Origin of the sequence: Nitrosomonas sp., assembly GCF_020852615.1 — a bacterium.
GTDB lineage: Bacteria > Pseudomonadota > Gammaproteobacteria > Burkholderiales > Nitrosomonadaceae > Nitrosomonas.
This window is the reverse complement of record NZ_JADZAJ010000025.1, coordinates 18,207-35,278: the sequence shown is the minus strand read 5'-3', so window position 1 is coordinate 35,278 and position 17,072 is coordinate 18,207. Positions and strand designations below refer to the sequence as shown.

Below are 17,072 nucleotides of genomic sequence, written 5' to 3'. Positions count from 1 at the left end.
CGCATCGGATAGGTGTTGTGGCAATCCACTCCTTCGAAGCAGCAGATTGCTTTATGGTTATGGTGTTAACGGGCGGAGTATCGATGGTTTCAGCTACTTTCTGCTACCACCAGAACCGATAGGGCCGATAATAGCCATTGTAGAAAAACGGGTATCCGTAATAGCCGGGATAGGGTGCGTAACGGTAGCAACTGTTCCAGTATGCGCTGTCTTCCCGGTAATTCCGTGGCCAGAGATGGATGATTTTTGCAGAGATCAGTGGAATACGGATCGTTTTGTTTCCGACCGTGCGTTCGATATCCCCCCTGATTGTGCCGGTAACAGTAATTTCTGTGCCTTTGGTATAGATTGCCGGATCAAGAAATTCGTTAATTTCAACGGCGAAGCGCCCTTCCCCGGATTTATCCGTTTCAGGATAACCGTTGCGATCGAGTGTATAGAAAAGCACCTGCATCAGGCTGGAATCGGCTTCATTTGCTACCTCAATGACAGTCCCTCCCCAGCGGACCGGTGCATCTTTATAGGCTTCAGCGTTGTGATTGACCGATTGATAGGGAATATCTGCTGCTGAAAAATTCCTGATATCCGGCGGCATGCTGGTGCATGCACCGAGGAGGAGTACGCTGCAAAGCAGGAGGCAAGGTGGGATCCAGGATTTCATGTTTTCCTCGGTTGATGGGTATGGGGTGGGACTGAGCAAGTTTGAAACCTTAAGTTAGACAAATACTTTACCGCAAGATTCATATGAAGTGATCTGCCTGCTTGATAACCTCCTCAGAATTTCGTGCTGAAGGTTGCCCTGACAGGCTGATCAAAGAGGCGGGAGCCAGACTGGCCATTGCGGGAGATACCGAGGGTTGCCGGTACAGGTTTGCGGGAAACGGGAATACGAAAGAGATGAATATTGTCCCGGGGCCTGTCGTGACGGCGAGCTATACAGGTAGAGTGCGGGAATGAATTGGCTGCAGTTGTTCCATTCGGGTAACGGGCAGTTTGCCGGGTTTTTGATCAAATCCGTTTATTCCGTTTGATTGAAAGGTATAATAGCCTCTCTTATTTTTGCATCTTGTTTCGATTAGCCTTGTTTACCTTGTCCAGTTCCGTTTTTTGCACATCTTCATCTGATCGGTTCTGTATAAGACCGGAAAATTTCTGACATGGATCAACCTTCCATCCTGGATTTCAGGAGTGGTACTTCTTTTGCGCCAGTCCTGGTCCTCCACAGCAATGATCTGGAAAAAATTGAGCAGCAACTGGTGGAGAAAATTGCCAGTGCGCCTGGATTTTTTGAAAATTCTCCTGTGTTGTTTGACTTGAGCGAGTTAAACGAAAACGGTAGTAAGACTGATGTTGGAGCGCTTGTATCCCTTTTTCGAAAATTAAGCCTGTTTCCTGTCGGTATGAGAGGGGGGGATACCTCTCAGGAAAAGCGGGCACTGGAGTTATTCATTCCGATTGATTCCGGGCGCAGCCGAAATGATGCTCTCCTGCCTGGAATACACAAAGAAGATAAAGCGTCATCATTAGAGATTCCGACTGTCATCAGGGAGGCCGTGCGTGTACCGGCGATGGTGATTACTCAGCCGGTGCGCTCGGGTCAGCGTATTTATGCCTCCGGTGATCTGATAATTATGACCCAGGTCAGTGCTGGAGCGGAAATTATGGCCGAGGGCAATATCCATGTTTACAACACAATGAGAGGGCGTGCGCTGGCCGGCGTGCAGGGAGATACGGCTACCCGGTTTTTTTGCCTGGATCTGCAGGCAGAGCTGGTTTCAATTGCGGGCATTTATAAAACCAGTGAAGACTTGAAGGGTACTCCCAGGAAAAAACCGGTGCAGGTCTGTTTGCGAGATCAGGCATTAATTGTTGAAGAGCTGAGCTAAAAATATTTCTGGAAAGGAGATTTAATTGGCAAGAATTATTGTTGTGACGTCAGGGAAAGGGGGGGTGGGTAAAACCACGACCAGCGCCGCTATTGCCATGGGACTGGCAAAAAGAGGCCATAAAACAGCAGTCATTGATTTTGATGTGGGCCTTCGTAATCTGGATTTAATCATGGGGTGTGAACGTCGTGTAGTATACGACTTCGTTAATGTTATTAATGGTGAAGCAAACCTCAATCAGGCGCTGATCCGGGATAAGAACTGCAATCAGCTCTACATTCTGCCTGCATCACAGACACGTGATAAAGATGCACTGAATCTGGAAGGGGTTGGCAGGGTACTGGAGGAGCTTTCCAAAGATTTCAAGTATATAGTTTGCGACTCACCGGCAGGTATTGAGAGGGGTGCCTACCTCGCCATGTATTATGCAGATGATGCTTTTGTCGTAACCAATCCGGAGGTTTCATCCGTGCGGGATTCGGATCGTATGCTGGGGATACTGGCGAGTAAATCGCGTCGTGCTGAATTAAACATGGAACCAATCAAGGAATATCTGTTGCTGACACGTTATGATCCAAACCGGGTTGAGTCTGGTGAAATGCTGAGTCTGGGTGATGTGCAGGAGATTCTGTCGTTGCATCTGCTTGGTGTTATTCCGGAATCCAAGTCAGTGTTAAATGCTTCAAATTCAGGTATTCCGGTGATTCTGGATGAGAAAAGTGACGCGGGGCAGGCTTACGCGGATGTGGTGGCGCGCTATCTTGGGGAGAAAAGGCCGCTTCGTTTCATTGATAGCAAGAAAGGTTTTCTCAGAAAGCTGTTTGGAGGTAAATAATGAGCCTACTGGATTATTTCAGATCATCTAAATCTAAAACAGCTTCGGTTGCCAAGGAAAGGTTACAGATTCTTGTTGCACATGAGCGTTATTACCGTAACAAACCATCGTATCTGCCTCAGTTGCAGGAAGAGTTGATGCAGGTTATCCGCAAGTATGTGCATGTGGATCAGGATGCTATTTCTGTCAAATTTGAACAGGATGAAAATCAGGAAACACTCGAATTGAATATCGTTCTGCCAGATTCACAGGGTGTGCGGGATACACAGCAGGACACTGTGCGTGCACTTTAAAAATTGTTTGGGATCGTGAATTACCTGAGGAGGGCGCTCTGCCAGGTCTCCTGAAATGAAATATGTCATGTTTTTCTGCTTTCCCGGTATAAATACCAAAGAGGTGGCATACAGGAGCTGGCTATTGGGTGTTTTTCTGATTTTGGCCGGGTGTGCCGGACCGGAAGTGCACCATGAAGAAGTGACAACAATCACTATTCAACCGGTACACGAACAGACCGGTGCTGTTAATAAACCTTTTGTACTTTCCGGCAGACTGGCGGTAAATGCCGGACGGCATCGATTTTCGGGAGGGATTCGCTGGCAGCATACCGGGAACAGTGATGAAATTTATCTGTTTTCTCCGTTAGGGCAGGTTGTTGCGAAGATTTTCAAGGATCAGGCAGGGGTTAGGCTGATCACTTCTGAGCCGGCCACTTATCAGGCACAAGATGTGGAATACCTTACCCGCCAGGTTCTGGGTTGGGAGTTGCCACTTGAGGGTATGCAGTTTTGGGTGCGTGGAACACATTTCCCGGGCACGGTAGCCGAAAAAGATCTGGATAGAAATAAACATACAACTGCCATTCGCCAGGATGGCTGGCAGGTTATTTATCAAAACTATTATCCTGCTGAAGGAGGTATACCTGCTTTGCCACGGCTGGTGGAATTCAACCGCGTAGATGTGAAAATGAAGCTGGTGATTGATCAGTGGCAGGATGAGGCAGGAAACAGTGCTGTAACAGGTGAAGAGTTGCCGCAATAATTTTCTTATTCTGATATGAACGTGTTTCCGGCCCCGGCCAAGCTCAACCTGTTTCTGCATGTGGTTGGACAGCGAGAAGATGGCTATCATTTGCTGCAGACAGTTTTTCGTTTTATAGATTATCTGGATCAGCTGAGCTTTAACATCACTCATGATGGCGTCATCAGGCACGTTAGCCCGATCCCTGGATTGACCGGGACCGATGATTTATGTGTTCAAGCGGCAAAATTGTTGCGGCAGCGATCTGGAAAGGCATCACTCGGTGTGGAAATTTACCTGGAGAAAAAAATTCCACTGGGAGGCGGTCTGGGTGGGGGCAGCTCTGATGCGGCTACAACGCTGATTGTTCTGAACCGGTTGTGGGACATCAACTGGGAAAGAGATCGTCTGATGGCATTGGGGCTGGAATTGGGAGCGGATGTGCCGGTATTTATTTATGGCAGGAATGCGTTTGCTGAGGGAGTAGGTGAGCAGTTACTGGCGGTTGATTTACCCCCATCCTGGTATGTTGTTCTGGTACCGCCCGTGCAGATTTCAACTGCGACCGTCTTCACCAGCAAAGAGTTGACACGAAATACAATTCCTATCAAAATGGCGGCCTTTTCCACGGTGCAGGGGCATAATGACCTTGAGCCCGTTGCAGTGCGCTTGCAGCCCGTGATTGCTGAATGGTTGGGATGGTTGAGACAGCAGCGTGGTGCAACAAAAGTGGCAATGAGTGGTTCCGGGTCATGTGTATTTGCAGAGTTCCCTTCTGAATCAGCCGCGCGCCAGGTGTTCGCGCAGCTGCCTGGCAACATGAACGGATTTGTTGTATCAGGGCTGGCAAAGCATCCTTTATTGGATTTTTAGAATATTTTTTTGGGGAGTCGCCAAGTGGTAAGGCACCGGATTTTGATTCCGGCATTCGTAGGTTCGATCCCTACCTCCCCAGCCAGATCTCAATGAATCTGCCAATATCATGCCAAATATTGTGCAAATGGTCGAAAGCAGCCTGTCCTGTTCCTAAACCAAAGGTGAGTGCTATACATGTCTTATGACAGCCTGATGGTTTTTACCGGAACGGCTAACCCAAAACTGGCGCATGACGTAGTCAAGTATCTGAACATTAATCTTGGGCGTGCAAACGTCGGTCGTTTCAGTGACGGTGAGATTATGGTAGAGGTGCTCGAGAATGTCAGGGGTAATGATGTCTTTGTGTTGCAGTCTACCTGCGCGCCGACAAATGACAGCCTGATGGAAATTCTGGTAATTGTCGATGCACTAAAACGTGCTTCTGCCAGTCGTGTTACTGCAGCGATCCCTTACTTCGGCTATGCACGACAGGATAGAAGAGCGCGATCCGCTCGCGTGCCCATTACTGCCAAAGTCGTAGCAAATATGCTAACCAGCGTTGGTGTGGATAGAGTGCTGACCATGGATTTGCATTCCGATCAGATACAGGGTTTTTTTGATATCCCGGTCGATAATATTTATGGCATGCCCATATTGCTGGGGGATATCTGGAAACATGACTACCAGAGTCTAATTGTCGTTTCACCCGATGTTGGCGGCGTGGTACGTGCACGTCACCTTGCCAAACGTCTGGAATGTGACCTGGCTATTATAGATAAACGGCGCCCCAAGCCGAATGAGTCCAAGGTCATGAATATTATTGGTGATGTCAGAGGGCGCACCTGTGTGATCATTGACGATATGGTAGATACGGCTAACACATTGTGTGAAGCGGCTTCAGCACTGAAACGGGAAGGTGCTGCCAGTGTGATTGCCTATTCGACACATGCGGTTCTGTCAGGAAAAGCGGTAGAGCGTGTCCGGAATTCAGATCTGGATAAACTGGTGGTAACGGATACAATTCCGCTAAGGGAAGATGCCAGTAAATGTGATCGTATTCATCAGTTGAGCGTGGCGAGTCTGTTAGGTGAATCCATGCTCAGGATAAGTAACGAAAGTTCACTGAGCTCGCTATTTATAGAGTGAGATAATTTTCTGGTTCATTCGCAGGCGGGTGAGCCTTTTGTTTTCGGGAGAATGGAATGCAAATTGAAATACATGCCAACAGTCGTAAATTACATGGAACCGGTGAGAATCGCCGTCTGCGTTCCCGGGGGAGGTTGCCGGGAGTTATTTATGGCGGTGTGGGCGCCGCACAATCAATTGATCTTGATCACAAGGATCTGTATTACAAGCTGAAAATGGAATCTTTTCACGCTTCTATACTTTCAATCAGTGTGGATGGTAAAAAGGAGCAGGTACTTGTGCGTGATGTACAAATGCATCCGTTCAAACAACAGGTATTGCATATTGATTTCCAGCGCGTTAGACAGGATCAAAAGATCCATATGAAAGTGCCGCTGCATTTCATCAATGCTGATGTTGCTCCGGGGGTTAAGTTGTCCGGTGGGATGGTTAGCCATGTGGCAACTGATGTTGAAATATCCTGCCTGCCTAAGGATTTACCTGAATTTATCACGGTGGATCTGTCCGGAATGACAGCCGGCAGCACGTTGCATCTCAGTGATTTAACATTGCCGGAAAATATTGAGTTGCCTGTCCTGTTGAGGGGTGACAATTTACCTGTGGCCACGCTTATCGTACCGCGTGGAGAATCAGGTGAGCCCGGGAAGGAATAAGCGGGATACTCTGTTTGCACACCAGGGATATCTCTCTGGTGTGCGTTGCTTTACACCATTTATTTAACCTCCTCTTTTTGGATTCCTTGCTGCTGAGGCTGTGCTAGGTTATGGCACTACCTGTAAAACTGGTGGCTGGTCTTGGCAACCCGGGCGAGAAATACATTTCGACCCGCCACAATGTTGGCTTTGACTGGCTGGATCGTTTGGCCGACTCACAACGTATCCCGTTTACGCCTGAAGCCCGTTTCAAGGGGTTGTGCGCGCGTATTACACAAGCTGATACAGATATTTGGCTGCTCAAACCGCAAACCTACATGAACGCTAGCGGTATGTCGGTCGCTGCCATGTGTCGCTACTATAAAATCGCACCTGAACAGGTTCTGATTGTTCATGATGAACTGGATTTACAGCCTGGTGTGATCAAATTGAAATCTGGTGGCGGTACAGGGGGACACAATGGCCTTAAAAGTATCGTTGCGGATCTTTCCAGTCAGACCTTCTGGCGGTTGCGGATTGGTGTAGGGCATCCGGGGGATAGAAATCAGGTCGTGGATTATGTGCTGCGCCCTCCGCGTAAAGAAGAAGCAGCCCTGATAGATGAGGCAATAGACCACAGCATGCGGGTATGGCCGCTGATCATCCGGGGGGATTTTGCAGCTGCGATGCAGCAGTTGCATACCCGCCAGGAAAACTGACAAAACTGTTTTACCTGAGACCAGCGTTTTGCATGGTTTTCAGGAGATCGATGGAATACAGATTATGAGCTTAAAATGTGGAATTGTTGGTTTGCCCAACGTGGGCAAATCTACTTTGTTTAATGCATTGACCAAAGCAGGGATTGCCGCAGAAAACTACCCGTTCTGCACGATCGAACCCAATGTCGGTATCGTTGAAGTACCTGATTCACGTCTTGCCGATCTGAGTAGAATCATTAATCCACAACGTGTGCAACCCGCTATTGTGGAATTTGTCGATATTGCAGGTCTGGTTGCAGGGGCATCCAAGGGAGAAGGGCTGGGTAATCAGTTTCTTGCCAATATTCGCGAAACAGACGCTATTGTCAATGTTGTACGCTGTTTTGATGATCCGAATGTTGTGCACGTTGCCGGCAAGGTTGATCCGCTGGCTGATATCGAAGTTATCCTGACCGAACTTGCACTGGCTGATCTTGCCACGGTAGATAAAGCGATAGCTCGTGATGGTAAGAAGGCGAAATCTGGCGATAAGGAGGCGGTCAAGCTAATTGCGGTGCTTGAGAAACTGGTGCCACATCTTAACCAGGGCCAGCCGGTACGTACGTTCCGGCTTTCAGATGAAGAAAAGGAGGTAATCAAACCTCTGTGTCTGCTGACAATCAAACCGGCGATGTATGTGGGCAACGTACTGGAAAATGGCTTTGAAAATAACCCTCATCTCAATTGTTTACGCGAATATGCAGCAAAAGAAAATGCTCCTGTTGTCGCGTTGTGTGCCAAGATTGAAGCTGAACTGGCTGATCTTGACGAGGCGGATAAAAAAGAATTTCTGGCTGATCTCGGGTTGGAGGAACCCGGTCTGAATCGTTTGATCCGTGCGGGTTACGATTTACTTGGTCTGCAAACCTACTTCACTGCCGGTGTGAAAGAAGTACGCGCCTGGACTATTCATAAGGGAGATACTGCACCACAAGCAGCAGGGACTATCCATACTGACTTCGAGAAAGGTTTTATCCGGGCACAAACTATTTCGTACACTGATTTTGTTGCCTGTGGAGGTGAGGCTGGAGCGAAGGAAAAAGGAAAAATGCGCGTGGAAGGCAGAGATTACATTGTCCAAGATGGGGATGTAATGCATTTTCTGTTTAACGTGTAAGTCTTTTACAACAGTTCACAGTACTGGATTCCTTCAAGACCCCGCAAATGCGGGGTTTTTTGTTTCTGTTGCCTCGCGGGAAATCTTTTCTCACTTAAAACCCGATGTGTTTCCGGGCTGCCGGTTAGGTATTCAGGCATTCAGATGTTTAGAGATCCTCTGAAAGACGTTATGAGTCAGCCAGTTCGATACAAAGAAAAAACGGGTAAAAACAGGCGAAGAGGCGCAGTTTACAGATAGAAAATGAGCATTTTGTGCCTGTTTCTAATGTAGTGATGGCAACGCAGACAGTTTTTTCAGAGGATCCCCGGATCCTCCGGGTGAAGTCAGTCTCTCGCTGCCTTCCAAGGGCAGCTTTACTAATTACTGACGATTATTTTGCAATTTGCCTTTCCCGGATTTCATCCAGAGTTTTGCAATCGATGCAAAGTGACGCGGTAGGCCTGGCTTCCAGCCGTTTCAGGCCGATTTCGACACCACATTTTTCACAATAGCCATATTCACCTGAATCAATTTTTGCGAATATCTCACCAATTTTCTTGATCAGTTTACGTTCCCGATCACGGCTGCGCAGTTCCAGTGCCATATCAGATTCCTGGGTGGCTCTGTCAGCCGGATCAGCAAAGATGGTTGATTCTTCCTGCATGACATGCACTGCACGGTCGATTTCCCTGCTAAGTTCAGCACGTTGATGCTCCAGAATTTTCCGGAAATGAGCCAGTTGCTCCGGGCTCATGTATTCCTCACCTGCTTTGGGTTCGTAAGGGGGAATGGTGTGAGATTCCAGTTGATTACCCATTCGTTACATTCTCCTTATGGTTGTTCGCTTGTGATTTTTGAGTTGAGGAAAAATAAACCTGTCATCAATACCAGAAAGACCGGTTAATAGCAAGTAAACGGCTAAAAAGTTAGTATATTCGGTAATGGTTACTCAAAATTCAGTCGACTGATATTGCAGGTTTTTATGGGGGGTGGTGGTGGCCGGCGGCTACACGGGTGAGGCCCGGCAGCCGCAGGAAGGTTATGGAGAAGGGTAAATAAATCAGGTTTGCAGGGAGCGGCGCAGTATTTTGGCGCAATCCACCATTTTTTGCAGGGCTGTTCGGGTTTCCGGCCAGTTGCGCGTTTTCAGCCCGCAATCCGGGTTGACCCACAGCAGTTTTGGATCAATATGGCGCGATGCCTTTTTCAGCAGTTCCAGCATTTCCGATGTATCAGGAACACGAGGGGAATGAATGTCGTATACCCCGGGGCCAATTTCATTCGGGTAGGAGAATTTTACGAACGCATCCAGCAGTTCCATACGTGAACGTGAAGTTTCAATTGTGATGACATCTGCATCCAGTTCAGCGATGGCGGGCAGGATGTCATGAAATTCCGAATAGCACATGTGGGTGTGGATCTGGGTTTCATCCCGAGCTCCCGAGCTGGCAACGCGGAACGCTTTGACTGCCCAGTCCAGATAGGATTTCCAGTCCTGTTTCCTGAGTGGCAATCCTTCACGAAATGCGGGCTCGTCGATCTGGATCATGCCGATCCCGGCTTTTTCCAGATCAGTGACTTCATCACGAATTGCCAGGGCCAGCTGCAGTGCAGTAACTGATCGCGGCTGATCATCTCGTATGAATGACCAGAACAGCATGGTTACCGGCCCGGTTAACATGCCTTTAACCGGTTTGCCGGCCTGGTTTTGAGCATATTTTATCCATTCAACAGTCATGGCTTCGGGGCGATAGACATCGCCATACAGAATGGGGGGTTTGACACAACGAGAGCCGTAACTTTGCACCCAGCCATTTTCTGTAAAGGCATAGCCCCATAACTGTTCGCCAAAATATTCCACCATATCATTGCGCTCGGGCTCGCCATGAACCAGCACATCCAGCCCGATTTCTTCCTGTTTGCGGATAATCTCGCAAATTTCTTTACGCATGGCAGTCAGATATTCAAGGTGACTGAGCTCATTTTTTTTAAATGCGGCACGAGCCTGGCGAATAGTGTCAGTTTGCGGAAAAGAGCCAATGGTGGTAGTGGGCAGTAAAGGCAGGTTGAAACGCTGCTGTTGCTGTTGTTTTCGAATTGCAAAAGAGTGCGCACGCTGGCTGTCGTGTTCAGTCAGATGACTGATTCTGTGATGAACCACCGGGTTATGGATACGGCAGGATGTTTTTCTTGACTGGCTGGCCTGGTCAGAAGCAGCCAGTCTTTCCCAGATTGATTCCTTGCCCTGGTTAAGTCCGCATCCGAGTATGGCAATTTCTTCCAGTTTCTGAATGGAAAAGGCCAGCCAATTGCTAATTTCCGGATCCAGTCTGGTTTCCAGTGATAAATCCACCGGGCAGTGCAGTAAGGAACAGCTCGGGGCAATCCATACATTACCTGTAAACCGGGATACAGCCTGTGACAGGGTTTCCAGTTTTTGTGACAGATCAGCGCGCCAGATATTGCGTCCATCAATACAACCCAATGACAGCGTTTTACCGGAGCAATCCCAGGTGAGAAATGATTCGATCTGTTCCGGGGCGCTGCTTACGTCGATATGCAGCCCATCTACTGGCAAGTTTTTGAGTAGTGCAAGATGGTGATCGACCGTACTGAAGTAAGTGGTGAGCAGCAGACGGCAGCCCCTGTCATGCAGTGCGTGATAGGTATTTGTGAAACCATCCAGCCAGGGTTGTTCAAGATCGAGAGCAAGGATGGGCTCGTCAATCTGCACCCATTCCACACCCAGTGCAGCAATTTTCTGCAGAATTTCCTGATAAACCGGCAGCAGGCGAGGGAGCAGGTCCAATCGCTGAAAATCAGGTGTGATTTCTTTGCCAAGATACAGATAGGTCAGCGGGCCGACCAAAACTGCTTTTGCATTGACGCCCAGTGCTTTGGTTTCTTTAATTTCCTGGAACAGGCGGTCAGATGCCAAATGGAACCGGGTATCGTGCTCGAATTCCGGAACAATGTAGTGGTAATTGGTATTGAACCATTTGGTCATTTCCATTGCTGGCTGATCGACAGTACCGCGCGCCATGGCAAAGTAGAGATCCAGTGAAACATTATCGCCGGTATGCCCGAAGCGGCGTGGAATTGCGCCGAGTAATGCGGTCATATCGAGCATATGATCGTATAGCGAAAAATCTCCCACCGGGATGAGATCGATTCCTGCTTTTTGCTGTAATTGCCAGTTGCCGGTGCGGATGTTGCATGCCGCAGCCTGCAGTTGTTCGGCGTCGATTTGCCCTTTCCAGAAGGTTTCAAGCCCTTTTTTTAATTCACGCTGTGCGCCGATTCTTGGGAATCCGAGATTATGTGTCAGTATTTTCATTGATCTTTCTCTGCTTTTCTTGGTTTGATCGGAAAGATCATCATTCTGTGGAATGCTTTATAATGAATCAAATGAATTTTTTATTAAAAAACGTGAATATTTTTCATATATGATCGAACTGCGACATCTGCGTACATTGAGTGCCCTGAGTGAAACTGGCAGTATTTCGCTGGCAGCACAGCGTGTGCATTTAACCCAGTCCGCGTTATCCCATCAGATCAAAGCACTGCAGGAACACTATCAGCTACCGCTTATTCAGCGTAACGGCCATGCCATACAGCTGACAGAGGCGGGCAAACGGCTGGTAGTACTGGCAGAGAAAATACTCGGAGAAGTTCAGTCGGCAGAGCGTGATCTGGCGAAAATATCCCGGCAGGCAACGGGAAGTTTGCGGATTGTGCTGGAGTGCCATACCTGTTTTGACTGGCTGATGCCGATCATGGACGATTTCCGGCAGCACTGGCCTGAGGTGGAGCTGGATCTGGTTTCCGGTTTTTATAGTGATCCGGTATCACTGCTGCGGCAGGATGTTGCTGACGTGGTGATTGGTTCGGAGAACAAGCCACAGCAGGGGATTGTTCATTTTCCGCTGTTCCGTTTTGAAATTCTGGCGGTACTGGCACCGGGGCATGTGCTTGGGAGCAAAAAGGTACTTGAGGCCGCTGATTTTGCACAGGATGTGCTGATTACCTATCCGGTTCCCGAAGAGCGAATCGACCTGATTCGGCAGGTGCTGATACCGGCGGGTGTCAGCTGGCGGCGGCGGACGACGGAGCTGACTGTGGCTATTCTGCAACTGGTGGCCAGTCGGCGTGGCATTGCCGCCCTGCCCGGCTGGGGTATCAAAAACTATCTGGATTACGAATATGTCATTGCCCGGCGAATTGGTGCGGGCGGGTTGTGGAGTGATCTGTATCTTTCGATACGGGAGGAAGATGCTTCGCTGCGTTATTTACAGGATTTTATGGAAACAATTGGTCAGGTTTGCTTTGCCAGGCTGGATGGAATCAGGCCATCGGGCAAAAAAGGGAAAGAGAAAAAACAGGGAGCCGGAAAGACTGCCGGGCAGATATCTTCGATTTAAGAAAGATGGCTGCCCGGTACGGATTATGCAGGGTTGTGTGCCGGATTAGTGCAGGGTGACTGCAGCTTTTTCCTCACAGATAAGGTTGGCACAGTAGTTTTCATGGATACCATCCAGAAATTTCCACAGTGCATCGCAAGCACGGCGAGTCGCTGCCAGAACCTCTGCCTGTTTTTCCGGGCTGTCAGCAAACTTTTCGATAATGGCCCACTCAGCCTGTGAATGGAAGATATCAGCTGTCTGGTGTACCGAGAAAAATTCATAATCGCTTGGATTTTTCATACCGTAAAACTTAGCCAGGCCATCAATTTTAACTGCGGCAATATCAGGTACCTGGGATTCAAATGCGTGTAACGCCGCCAATCCGGCGTAGAACGGTTCATTCATGCAGATATCACGGAAGGTCGAGACCAGGTATTGTGTTTCCGGCAGGGCATCCGCTTTTGCCAGGCTGGCATCATTTGCACCCAGAGCAAAGGCAAACGCTTTCCACAGGGCGGGATGATTTTTTTCTCCATGTTCTTCATCGATCAGGTTTTTCAGAACTTCCTGACGAACACTGATATCACCACTGTTTTCCGTATGGTGAAAGTGAGGAGTATTGAAGTGAACTGCGCTGAGGTAGGTAGGTTCTGCCAGAACGTTGTAAAAATACTGTTCAGCGTAGTGACGCAGCTGTTCGCGTGTCAGTTTTCCTTCGGTCCACGCGATATAGAATGGATGCTGCAGCAGATGCCTGCTTTTAATGATGGAGTCAACCTGTTGCTTGAATGTGTCTGTTGCCATGAAAAGCTCCCGTTCAGTATTGAATGAAAAATGTGACGCCCTGTTTATCATCGCCAATTCAATTAATGAAGTCAAATTGATACGGGAGATTCATGGCTGAAAATAGTGATAATTTCACAGGTGGAAAGGTGTGCCACAATTCCGTTATGTAATAAAGTGTGATGATAGAATGGCCGTTTTTCAGTAAAAATTAGAGAGAAATATTATGTTTTCACAGAGTTTAACGATTGAGCAGGTAGATCCGGATTTGTGGCAAGCCATCAAAGGGGAAATACAGCGGCAGGAAGATCATATTGAGCTGATCGCCTCCGAAAATTACGCCAGTCCGGCTGTATTGCAGGCGCAAGGTACTGTATTAACCAACAAATATGCAGAGGGTTATCCAGGCAAACGGTATTACGGTGGCTGCAGGTATGTTGATATTGTTGAGCAGCTTGCCATTGACCGCCTCAGAAGTCTGTTCAATGCCGAATACGTCAATGTGCAGCCACATTCCGGTTCACAGGCCAACGCCGCTGTGTATCTGTCAGCACTGAAGCCGGGGGATACGCTCCTGGGGATGTCACTCGCACATGGTGGACATTTGACTCATGGGGCATCGGTCAATATGAGTGGCAAGATTTTCAATTCAGTTGCTTATGGCCTGAATCCGGAAACTGAAGAAATTGATTATGCGGAACTGGAGCGGCTTGCACATGAGCATAAACCACGCATGATTGTTGCCGGTGCTTCTTCCTACGCACGGGTCATCGACTGGAAAGCCTTCCGTCAGATTGCTGACAGTGTGGGTGCCTATCTGTTCGTTGATATGGCACATTATGCCGGGCTGATTGCTGCCGGTTATTATCCCAGCCCCGTGGGGATTGCCGATTTTGTTACCAGTACAACGCATAAAACACTGCGCGGCCCGCGTGGCGGAGTAATCATGGCGCGCCCGGAGCATGAAAAAGCACTTAATTCAGCAGTGTTCCCGCAGACACAGGGCGGGCCGCTGATGCATGTTATTGCGGCCAAAGCGGTAGCTTTCAAGGAAGCATCTACCCAGGCGTTCAAAGACTATCAGAAACAGGTTATCGAGAATGCGCGTGTCATGGCAAGGGTATTGCAGCAGCGCGGCCTGCGTATTGTATCGGGTCGTACGGACTGTCATATGTTCCTGGTCGATTTGCAAGCCAAGAATTTGACCGGAAGAGAAGCTGAATCTGCACTGGAAGCGGCGCATATTACGGTTAATAAAAATGCGATTCCAAATGACCCGCAGAAACCCTTTGTGACCAGTGGGGTGCGGATTGGGACTCCGGCCATTACCACACGCGGATTCAGGGAGCCTGAAGCCGAGGAGCTTGCCAATCTGGTGGCTGATGTGCTGGAAGCACCGGCTAATGCAGCGGTTCTGGATCAGGTTGCTCGCAAGGCTCAGGCATTGTGTACAAAATTTCCGGTATATGGAAACTGAGATCTGCGTTAGTTTGGGGGAATGGCAGTGAGATGTCCGTTTTGCGGTGCTGAAGATACCAGTGTGATTGATTCGCGTATCAGTGAGGAAGGGGCACGTATCAGACGCAGGCGGCGCTGTGTGGAATGCGGAAAGCGCTTTACGACCTACGAGACGGTTGAATTGCGTTTCCCGCAAATCATCAAACAGGATGGCAATCGTGTGGAATTCAATCGGGAGAAACTTTACACCAGTTTCGCCCGTGCGCTGCACAAACGCCCTGTTCCGGTCGGACAGGTAGATGCTGCAATCGAGCGCATTCTGCAGAAGCTGCTGGGAAGTGGAACCCAGGAGATATCATCACGTATGCTTGGTGAGTGGGTAATGCAGGAGTTATACAGTCTGGATAAAGTCGCCTATATACGCTTTGCTTCGGTATATCGGAGCTTTGAAGACGTGGGCGATTTCCAGGAAGTCATCAGGGAAGTTCAGTCGTCACCACAAAATAGTGACGATGCACCTTCCTGACCGGTTGAGACAGCTATCCGCTTTTTCCGGGATTATTTTACGCTGCATTGGGGGCAGGCTCAGCGATTTTCGGAGTTGCTGCATAGTATGAGCTGTCAGCTATATTGTGTGGGGAGACTTCAGCAGGAATATACCGGATATAAAGTGGAGACCCGGATATAAGGCGGAAATCATGCACCCTTCTTCAGGCGGATCGAATCGTCTCAATGGCATGTAACGTGCAGGACAGGTTTCCGTGCGTGTGCACGGTAATGCAGCAGAATCCGGATTACACGGGATAACTGGAACAACTTCTCCACTCTGTTGAAAATACCTGTAAGCAGGGTGGCTGCCAATAGGAACCGCTGCCAGCAAGAACCTGTACTGATGACATTTACCCTGACCGGTATGAAAAATTTATTGAAGCGCTAGCCGTATCAGTAACGGCAATCTTGTCTCGGGGTGATTTTTACAAATTGCTTTGTTCCGGTAATAAAGTAATTTTTGCAAACTTTCTTTTTCCCACCTGAGCGATGACAGTGGTATTGATCGGGATAGTTTGGGTTTTATCACTTATTCTGTCGCCATCCAGTTTTACGCTACCTTGTTCAATCATGCGCAGGGCTTCACTGGTACTGGCAGTCAGACCGGCCAGCTTTAACAGTTGGGGGACAGCCAATTCTGTACTCTGGATGTAGAGTTTTTTTTCTTCGATATCTTCGGGAACAGCGCCTTTACTGAAGCGTGCTTCAAATTTATCTGCAGCCTGAATGGCTTCAGCATGGCTGTGAAAACGCGCGACAATTTCGCGAGCAAACAGTATTTTAATATCACGCGGGTTGCGACCGGATTCTGTATCATTTTTCCACTGACGTATGGTTTCAATTGATTCAAACGACAGCAGTTCGATATAGCGCCACATCAGCGTATCGCTTATTGACATCAGCTTGCCGAAGATTTCGGCAGGCGGTTCGTTGATACCAATATAGTTATTGAGTGATTTGGACATTTTCTGGACGCCGTCGAGCCCTTCCAGAAGAGGCATGGTAAGTATGCACTGTGGTGATTGGCCGTGGTGTTTCTGTAATTCGCGCCCAACCAGTAAGTTGAATTTCTGGTCAGTACCACCCAGTTCGAGATCTGCCTTCAATGCGACTGAATCGTAACCCTGAACAAGCGGGTAAAGAAACTCGTGAATGGCAATGGGCCGGTTATCATGGTAGCGTTTACTGAAATCATCCCGTTCCAGCATACGTGCGACGGTATAAGTGGAAGCCAGCCTGATCAGGTCATCAGCACCGAATTTCCCCATCCAGGATGAATTGAAAACCACTTCAGTCTGTTCAGGTTTGAGTATTTTAAACACCTGAGACGCATAGGTTTCCGCATTTTTTGCTATCTGTTCATGTGTCAGTGGCGGGCGAGTGGTACTTTTTCCGGTAGGGTCACCAATCATCCCGGTGAAATCGCCAATCAGAAACAGAACATGGTGGCCGAGTTCCTGAAGCTGGCGCAGTTTATTCAGCAGGACAGTATGCCCCAAATGAAGATCCGGAGCGGTTGGATCAAAACCTGTTTTTATTCTGAGAGGGGTGCCTTTATTAAGCTTCTGTACGAGCTCTTCCTCAATCAGCAGCTCCTGACAGCCACGTCTGATTATCTGTAACTGTTGAGAAATTGATTCAGGCACGGCCA

At 48.5% G+C, this 17,072-nt stretch carries 18 protein-coding genes and 1 tRNA gene; 14 read left to right on the top strand and 5 right to left on the bottom strand.

The window, feature by feature from the left end:
* Positions 1-103 precede the first annotated feature (103 nt).
* The gene (locus IT527_RS06220; protein WP_292967664.1) at positions 104-661 is read right to left on the bottom strand and encodes a Slp family lipoprotein; all 558 of its coding nucleotides are present in this window, start codon (positions 659-661) and stop codon (positions 104-106) included.
* A gap of 101 nt (positions 662-762) precedes the next feature.
* Here IT527_RS06220 and IT527_RS06215 point away from each other — a divergent pair, with 101 nt between their 5' ends.
* The 11 genes from IT527_RS06215 (at position 763) to ychF (ending at position 8,246) form a co-directional block, all read left to right on the top strand.
* Entirely contained in the window at positions 763-957 is a 195-nt protein-coding gene (locus tag IT527_RS06215; RefSeq protein ID WP_292967663.1) for a hypothetical protein, read from the top strand.
* Positions 958-1,157: 200 nt separating this feature from the next.
* Positions 1,158-1,886 carry a septum site-determining protein MinC gene (gene minC, locus IT527_RS06210; protein WP_292967662.1) on the top strand — a complete coding sequence of 243 codons (729 nt, stop codon included), beginning with the start codon at positions 1,158-1,160 and terminating at the stop codon, positions 1,884-1,886.
* Positions 1,887-1,911: 25 nt separating this feature from the next.
* Positions 1,912-2,721, top strand: a complete 810-nt coding sequence (gene minD, locus IT527_RS06205; protein WP_292967661.1) for a septum site-determining protein MinD — start codon at positions 1,912-1,914, stop codon at positions 2,719-2,721.
* Positions 2,721-3,014: a cell division topological specificity factor MinE gene (gene minE / locus IT527_RS06200; RefSeq protein ID WP_292967660.1), complete on the top strand. Its 294-nt coding sequence runs from the start codon at positions 2,721-2,723 to the stop codon at positions 3,012-3,014. Before minD ends, minE begins: the two co-directional genes overlap by 1 nt.
* A 124-nt stretch (positions 3,015-3,138) precedes the next feature.
* Positions 3,139-3,759 (top strand): lipoprotein insertase outer membrane protein LolB, encoded by a 621-nt coding sequence (lolB, locus tag IT527_RS06195; RefSeq protein WP_292967659.1) that lies wholly within the window; start codon positions 3,139-3,141, stop codon positions 3,757-3,759.
* A gap of 15 nt (positions 3,760-3,774) precedes the next feature.
* Positions 3,775-4,611 carry a 4-(cytidine 5'-diphospho)-2-C-methyl-D-erythritol kinase gene (ispE, locus tag IT527_RS06190; RefSeq protein WP_292967658.1) on the top strand — a complete coding sequence of 279 codons (837 nt, stop codon included), beginning with the start codon at positions 3,775-3,777 and terminating at the stop codon, positions 4,609-4,611.
* Positions 4,612-4,621: 10 nt separating this feature from the next.
* Positions 4,622-4,696: transfer RNA gene (locus IT527_RS06185), tRNA-Gln, on the top strand.
* Between the two features lie 92 nt (positions 4,697-4,788).
* Positions 4,789-5,739 carry a ribose-phosphate pyrophosphokinase gene (locus tag IT527_RS06180; protein WP_292967657.1) on the top strand — a complete coding sequence of 317 codons (951 nt, stop codon included), beginning with the start codon at positions 4,789-4,791 and terminating at the stop codon, positions 5,737-5,739.
* A gap of 56 nt (positions 5,740-5,795) precedes the next feature.
* Positions 5,796-6,392, top strand: a complete 597-nt coding sequence (locus IT527_RS06175) for a 50S ribosomal protein L25/general stress protein Ctc (protein WP_292967656.1) — start codon at positions 5,796-5,798, stop codon at positions 6,390-6,392.
* A gap of 110 nt (positions 6,393-6,502) precedes the next feature.
* Positions 6,503-7,090, top strand: a complete 588-nt coding sequence (pth, locus tag IT527_RS06170; protein ID WP_292967655.1) for an aminoacyl-tRNA hydrolase — start codon at positions 6,503-6,505, stop codon at positions 7,088-7,090.
* A gap of 64 nt (positions 7,091-7,154) precedes the next feature.
* Complete coding sequence (ychF, locus tag IT527_RS06165) at positions 7,155-8,246, top strand: redox-regulated ATPase YchF (RefSeq protein WP_292967654.1); 1,092 nt, start codon at positions 7,155-7,157, stop codon at positions 8,244-8,246.
* A gap of 373 nt (positions 8,247-8,619) precedes the next feature.
* Here ychF and dksA read toward each other — a convergent pair whose 3' ends face one another.
* Together dksA and metE are read right to left on the bottom strand one after the other, a co-directional pair.
* Entirely contained in the window at positions 8,620-9,045 is a 426-nt protein-coding gene (gene dksA / locus IT527_RS06160) for an RNA polymerase-binding protein DksA (protein WP_292967653.1), read from the bottom strand.
* Positions 9,046-9,288: 243 nt separating this feature from the next.
* The gene (gene metE / locus IT527_RS06155; protein WP_292967652.1) at positions 9,289-11,565 is read right to left on the bottom strand and encodes a 5-methyltetrahydropteroyltriglutamate--homocysteine S-methyltransferase; all 2,277 of its coding nucleotides are present in this window, start codon (positions 11,563-11,565) and stop codon (positions 9,289-9,291) included.
* 109 nt (positions 11,566-11,674) lie between these two features.
* On the opposite strand from metE, the gene IT527_RS06150 reads away from it, so the two are divergent.
* The gene (locus tag IT527_RS06150) at positions 11,675-12,649 is read left to right on the top strand and encodes a LysR family transcriptional regulator (protein ID WP_292967651.1); all 975 of its coding nucleotides are present in this window, start codon (positions 11,675-11,677) and stop codon (positions 12,647-12,649) included.
* 45 nt (positions 12,650-12,694) lie between these two features.
* On the opposite strand, the gene IT527_RS06145 is transcribed toward IT527_RS06150, so the two are convergent.
* Complete coding sequence (locus IT527_RS06145; RefSeq protein ID WP_292967650.1) at positions 12,695-13,435, bottom strand: CADD family putative folate metabolism protein; 741 nt, start codon at positions 13,433-13,435, stop codon at positions 12,695-12,697.
* Positions 13,436-13,640: 205 nt separating this feature from the next.
* Here IT527_RS06145 and glyA point away from each other — a divergent pair, with 205 nt between their 5' ends.
* Together glyA and nrdR are read left to right on the top strand one after the other, a co-directional pair.
* Positions 13,641-14,891, top strand: coding sequence for a serine hydroxymethyltransferase (gene glyA / locus IT527_RS06140; protein WP_292967649.1), 1,251 nt, complete (start codon positions 13,641-13,643; stop codon positions 14,889-14,891).
* 27 nt (positions 14,892-14,918) lie between these two features.
* Positions 14,919-15,398: a transcriptional regulator NrdR gene (gene nrdR, locus IT527_RS06135; RefSeq protein WP_292967724.1), complete on the top strand. Its 480-nt coding sequence runs from the start codon at positions 14,919-14,921 to the stop codon at positions 15,396-15,398.
* A gap of 448 nt (positions 15,399-15,846) precedes the next feature.
* Here nrdR and tyrS read toward each other — a convergent pair whose 3' ends face one another.
* The gene (gene tyrS / locus IT527_RS06130; protein ID WP_292967648.1) at positions 15,847-17,067 is read right to left on the bottom strand and encodes a tyrosine--tRNA ligase; all 1,221 of its coding nucleotides are present in this window, start codon (positions 17,065-17,067) and stop codon (positions 15,847-15,849) included.
* Between the last annotated feature and the right edge of the window lie 5 nt (positions 17,068-17,072).

What these genes read in the sequence shown, in the direction of transcription:
- IT527_RS06220 (WP_292967664.1), bottom strand. Translation starts at nt 661, where the DNA reads ATGAAATCCTGGATCCCACCTTGCCTCCTGCTTTGCAGCGTACTCCTC.
- minC (WP_292967662.1), top strand. Translation starts at nt 1,158, where the DNA reads ATGGATCAACCTTCCATCCTGGATTTCAGGAGTGGTACTTCTTTTGCG.
- minE (WP_292967660.1), top strand. Translation starts at nt 2,721, where the DNA reads ATGAGCCTACTGGATTATTTCAGATCATCTAAATCTAAAACAGCTTCG.
- ispE (WP_292967658.1), top strand. Translation starts at nt 3,775, where the DNA reads ATGAACGTGTTTCCGGCCCCGGCCAAGCTCAACCTGTTTCTGCATGTG.
- IT527_RS06180 (WP_292967657.1), top strand. Translation starts at nt 4,789, where the DNA reads ATGTCTTATGACAGCCTGATGGTTTTTACCGGAACGGCTAACCCAAAA.
- IT527_RS06175 (WP_292967656.1), top strand. Translation starts at nt 5,796, where the DNA reads ATGCAAATTGAAATACATGCCAACAGTCGTAAATTACATGGAACCGGT.
- pth (WP_292967655.1), top strand. Translation starts at nt 6,503, where the DNA reads ATGGCACTACCTGTAAAACTGGTGGCTGGTCTTGGCAACCCGGGCGAG.
- ychF (WP_292967654.1), top strand. Translation starts at nt 7,155, where the DNA reads ATGAGCTTAAAATGTGGAATTGTTGGTTTGCCCAACGTGGGCAAATCT.
- dksA (WP_292967653.1), bottom strand. Translation starts at nt 9,045, where the DNA reads ATGGGTAATCAACTGGAATCTCACACCATTCCCCCTTACGAACCCAAA.
- metE (WP_292967652.1), bottom strand. Translation starts at nt 11,565, where the DNA reads ATGAAAATACTGACACATAATCTCGGATTCCCAAGAATCGGCGCACAG.
- IT527_RS06150 (WP_292967651.1), top strand. Translation starts at nt 11,675, where the DNA reads ATGATCGAACTGCGACATCTGCGTACATTGAGTGCCCTGAGTGAAACT.
- IT527_RS06145 (WP_292967650.1), bottom strand. Translation starts at nt 13,435, where the DNA reads ATGGCAACAGACACATTCAAGCAACAGGTTGACTCCATCATTAAAAGC.
- glyA (WP_292967649.1), top strand. Translation starts at nt 13,641, where the DNA reads ATGTTTTCACAGAGTTTAACGATTGAGCAGGTAGATCCGGATTTGTGG.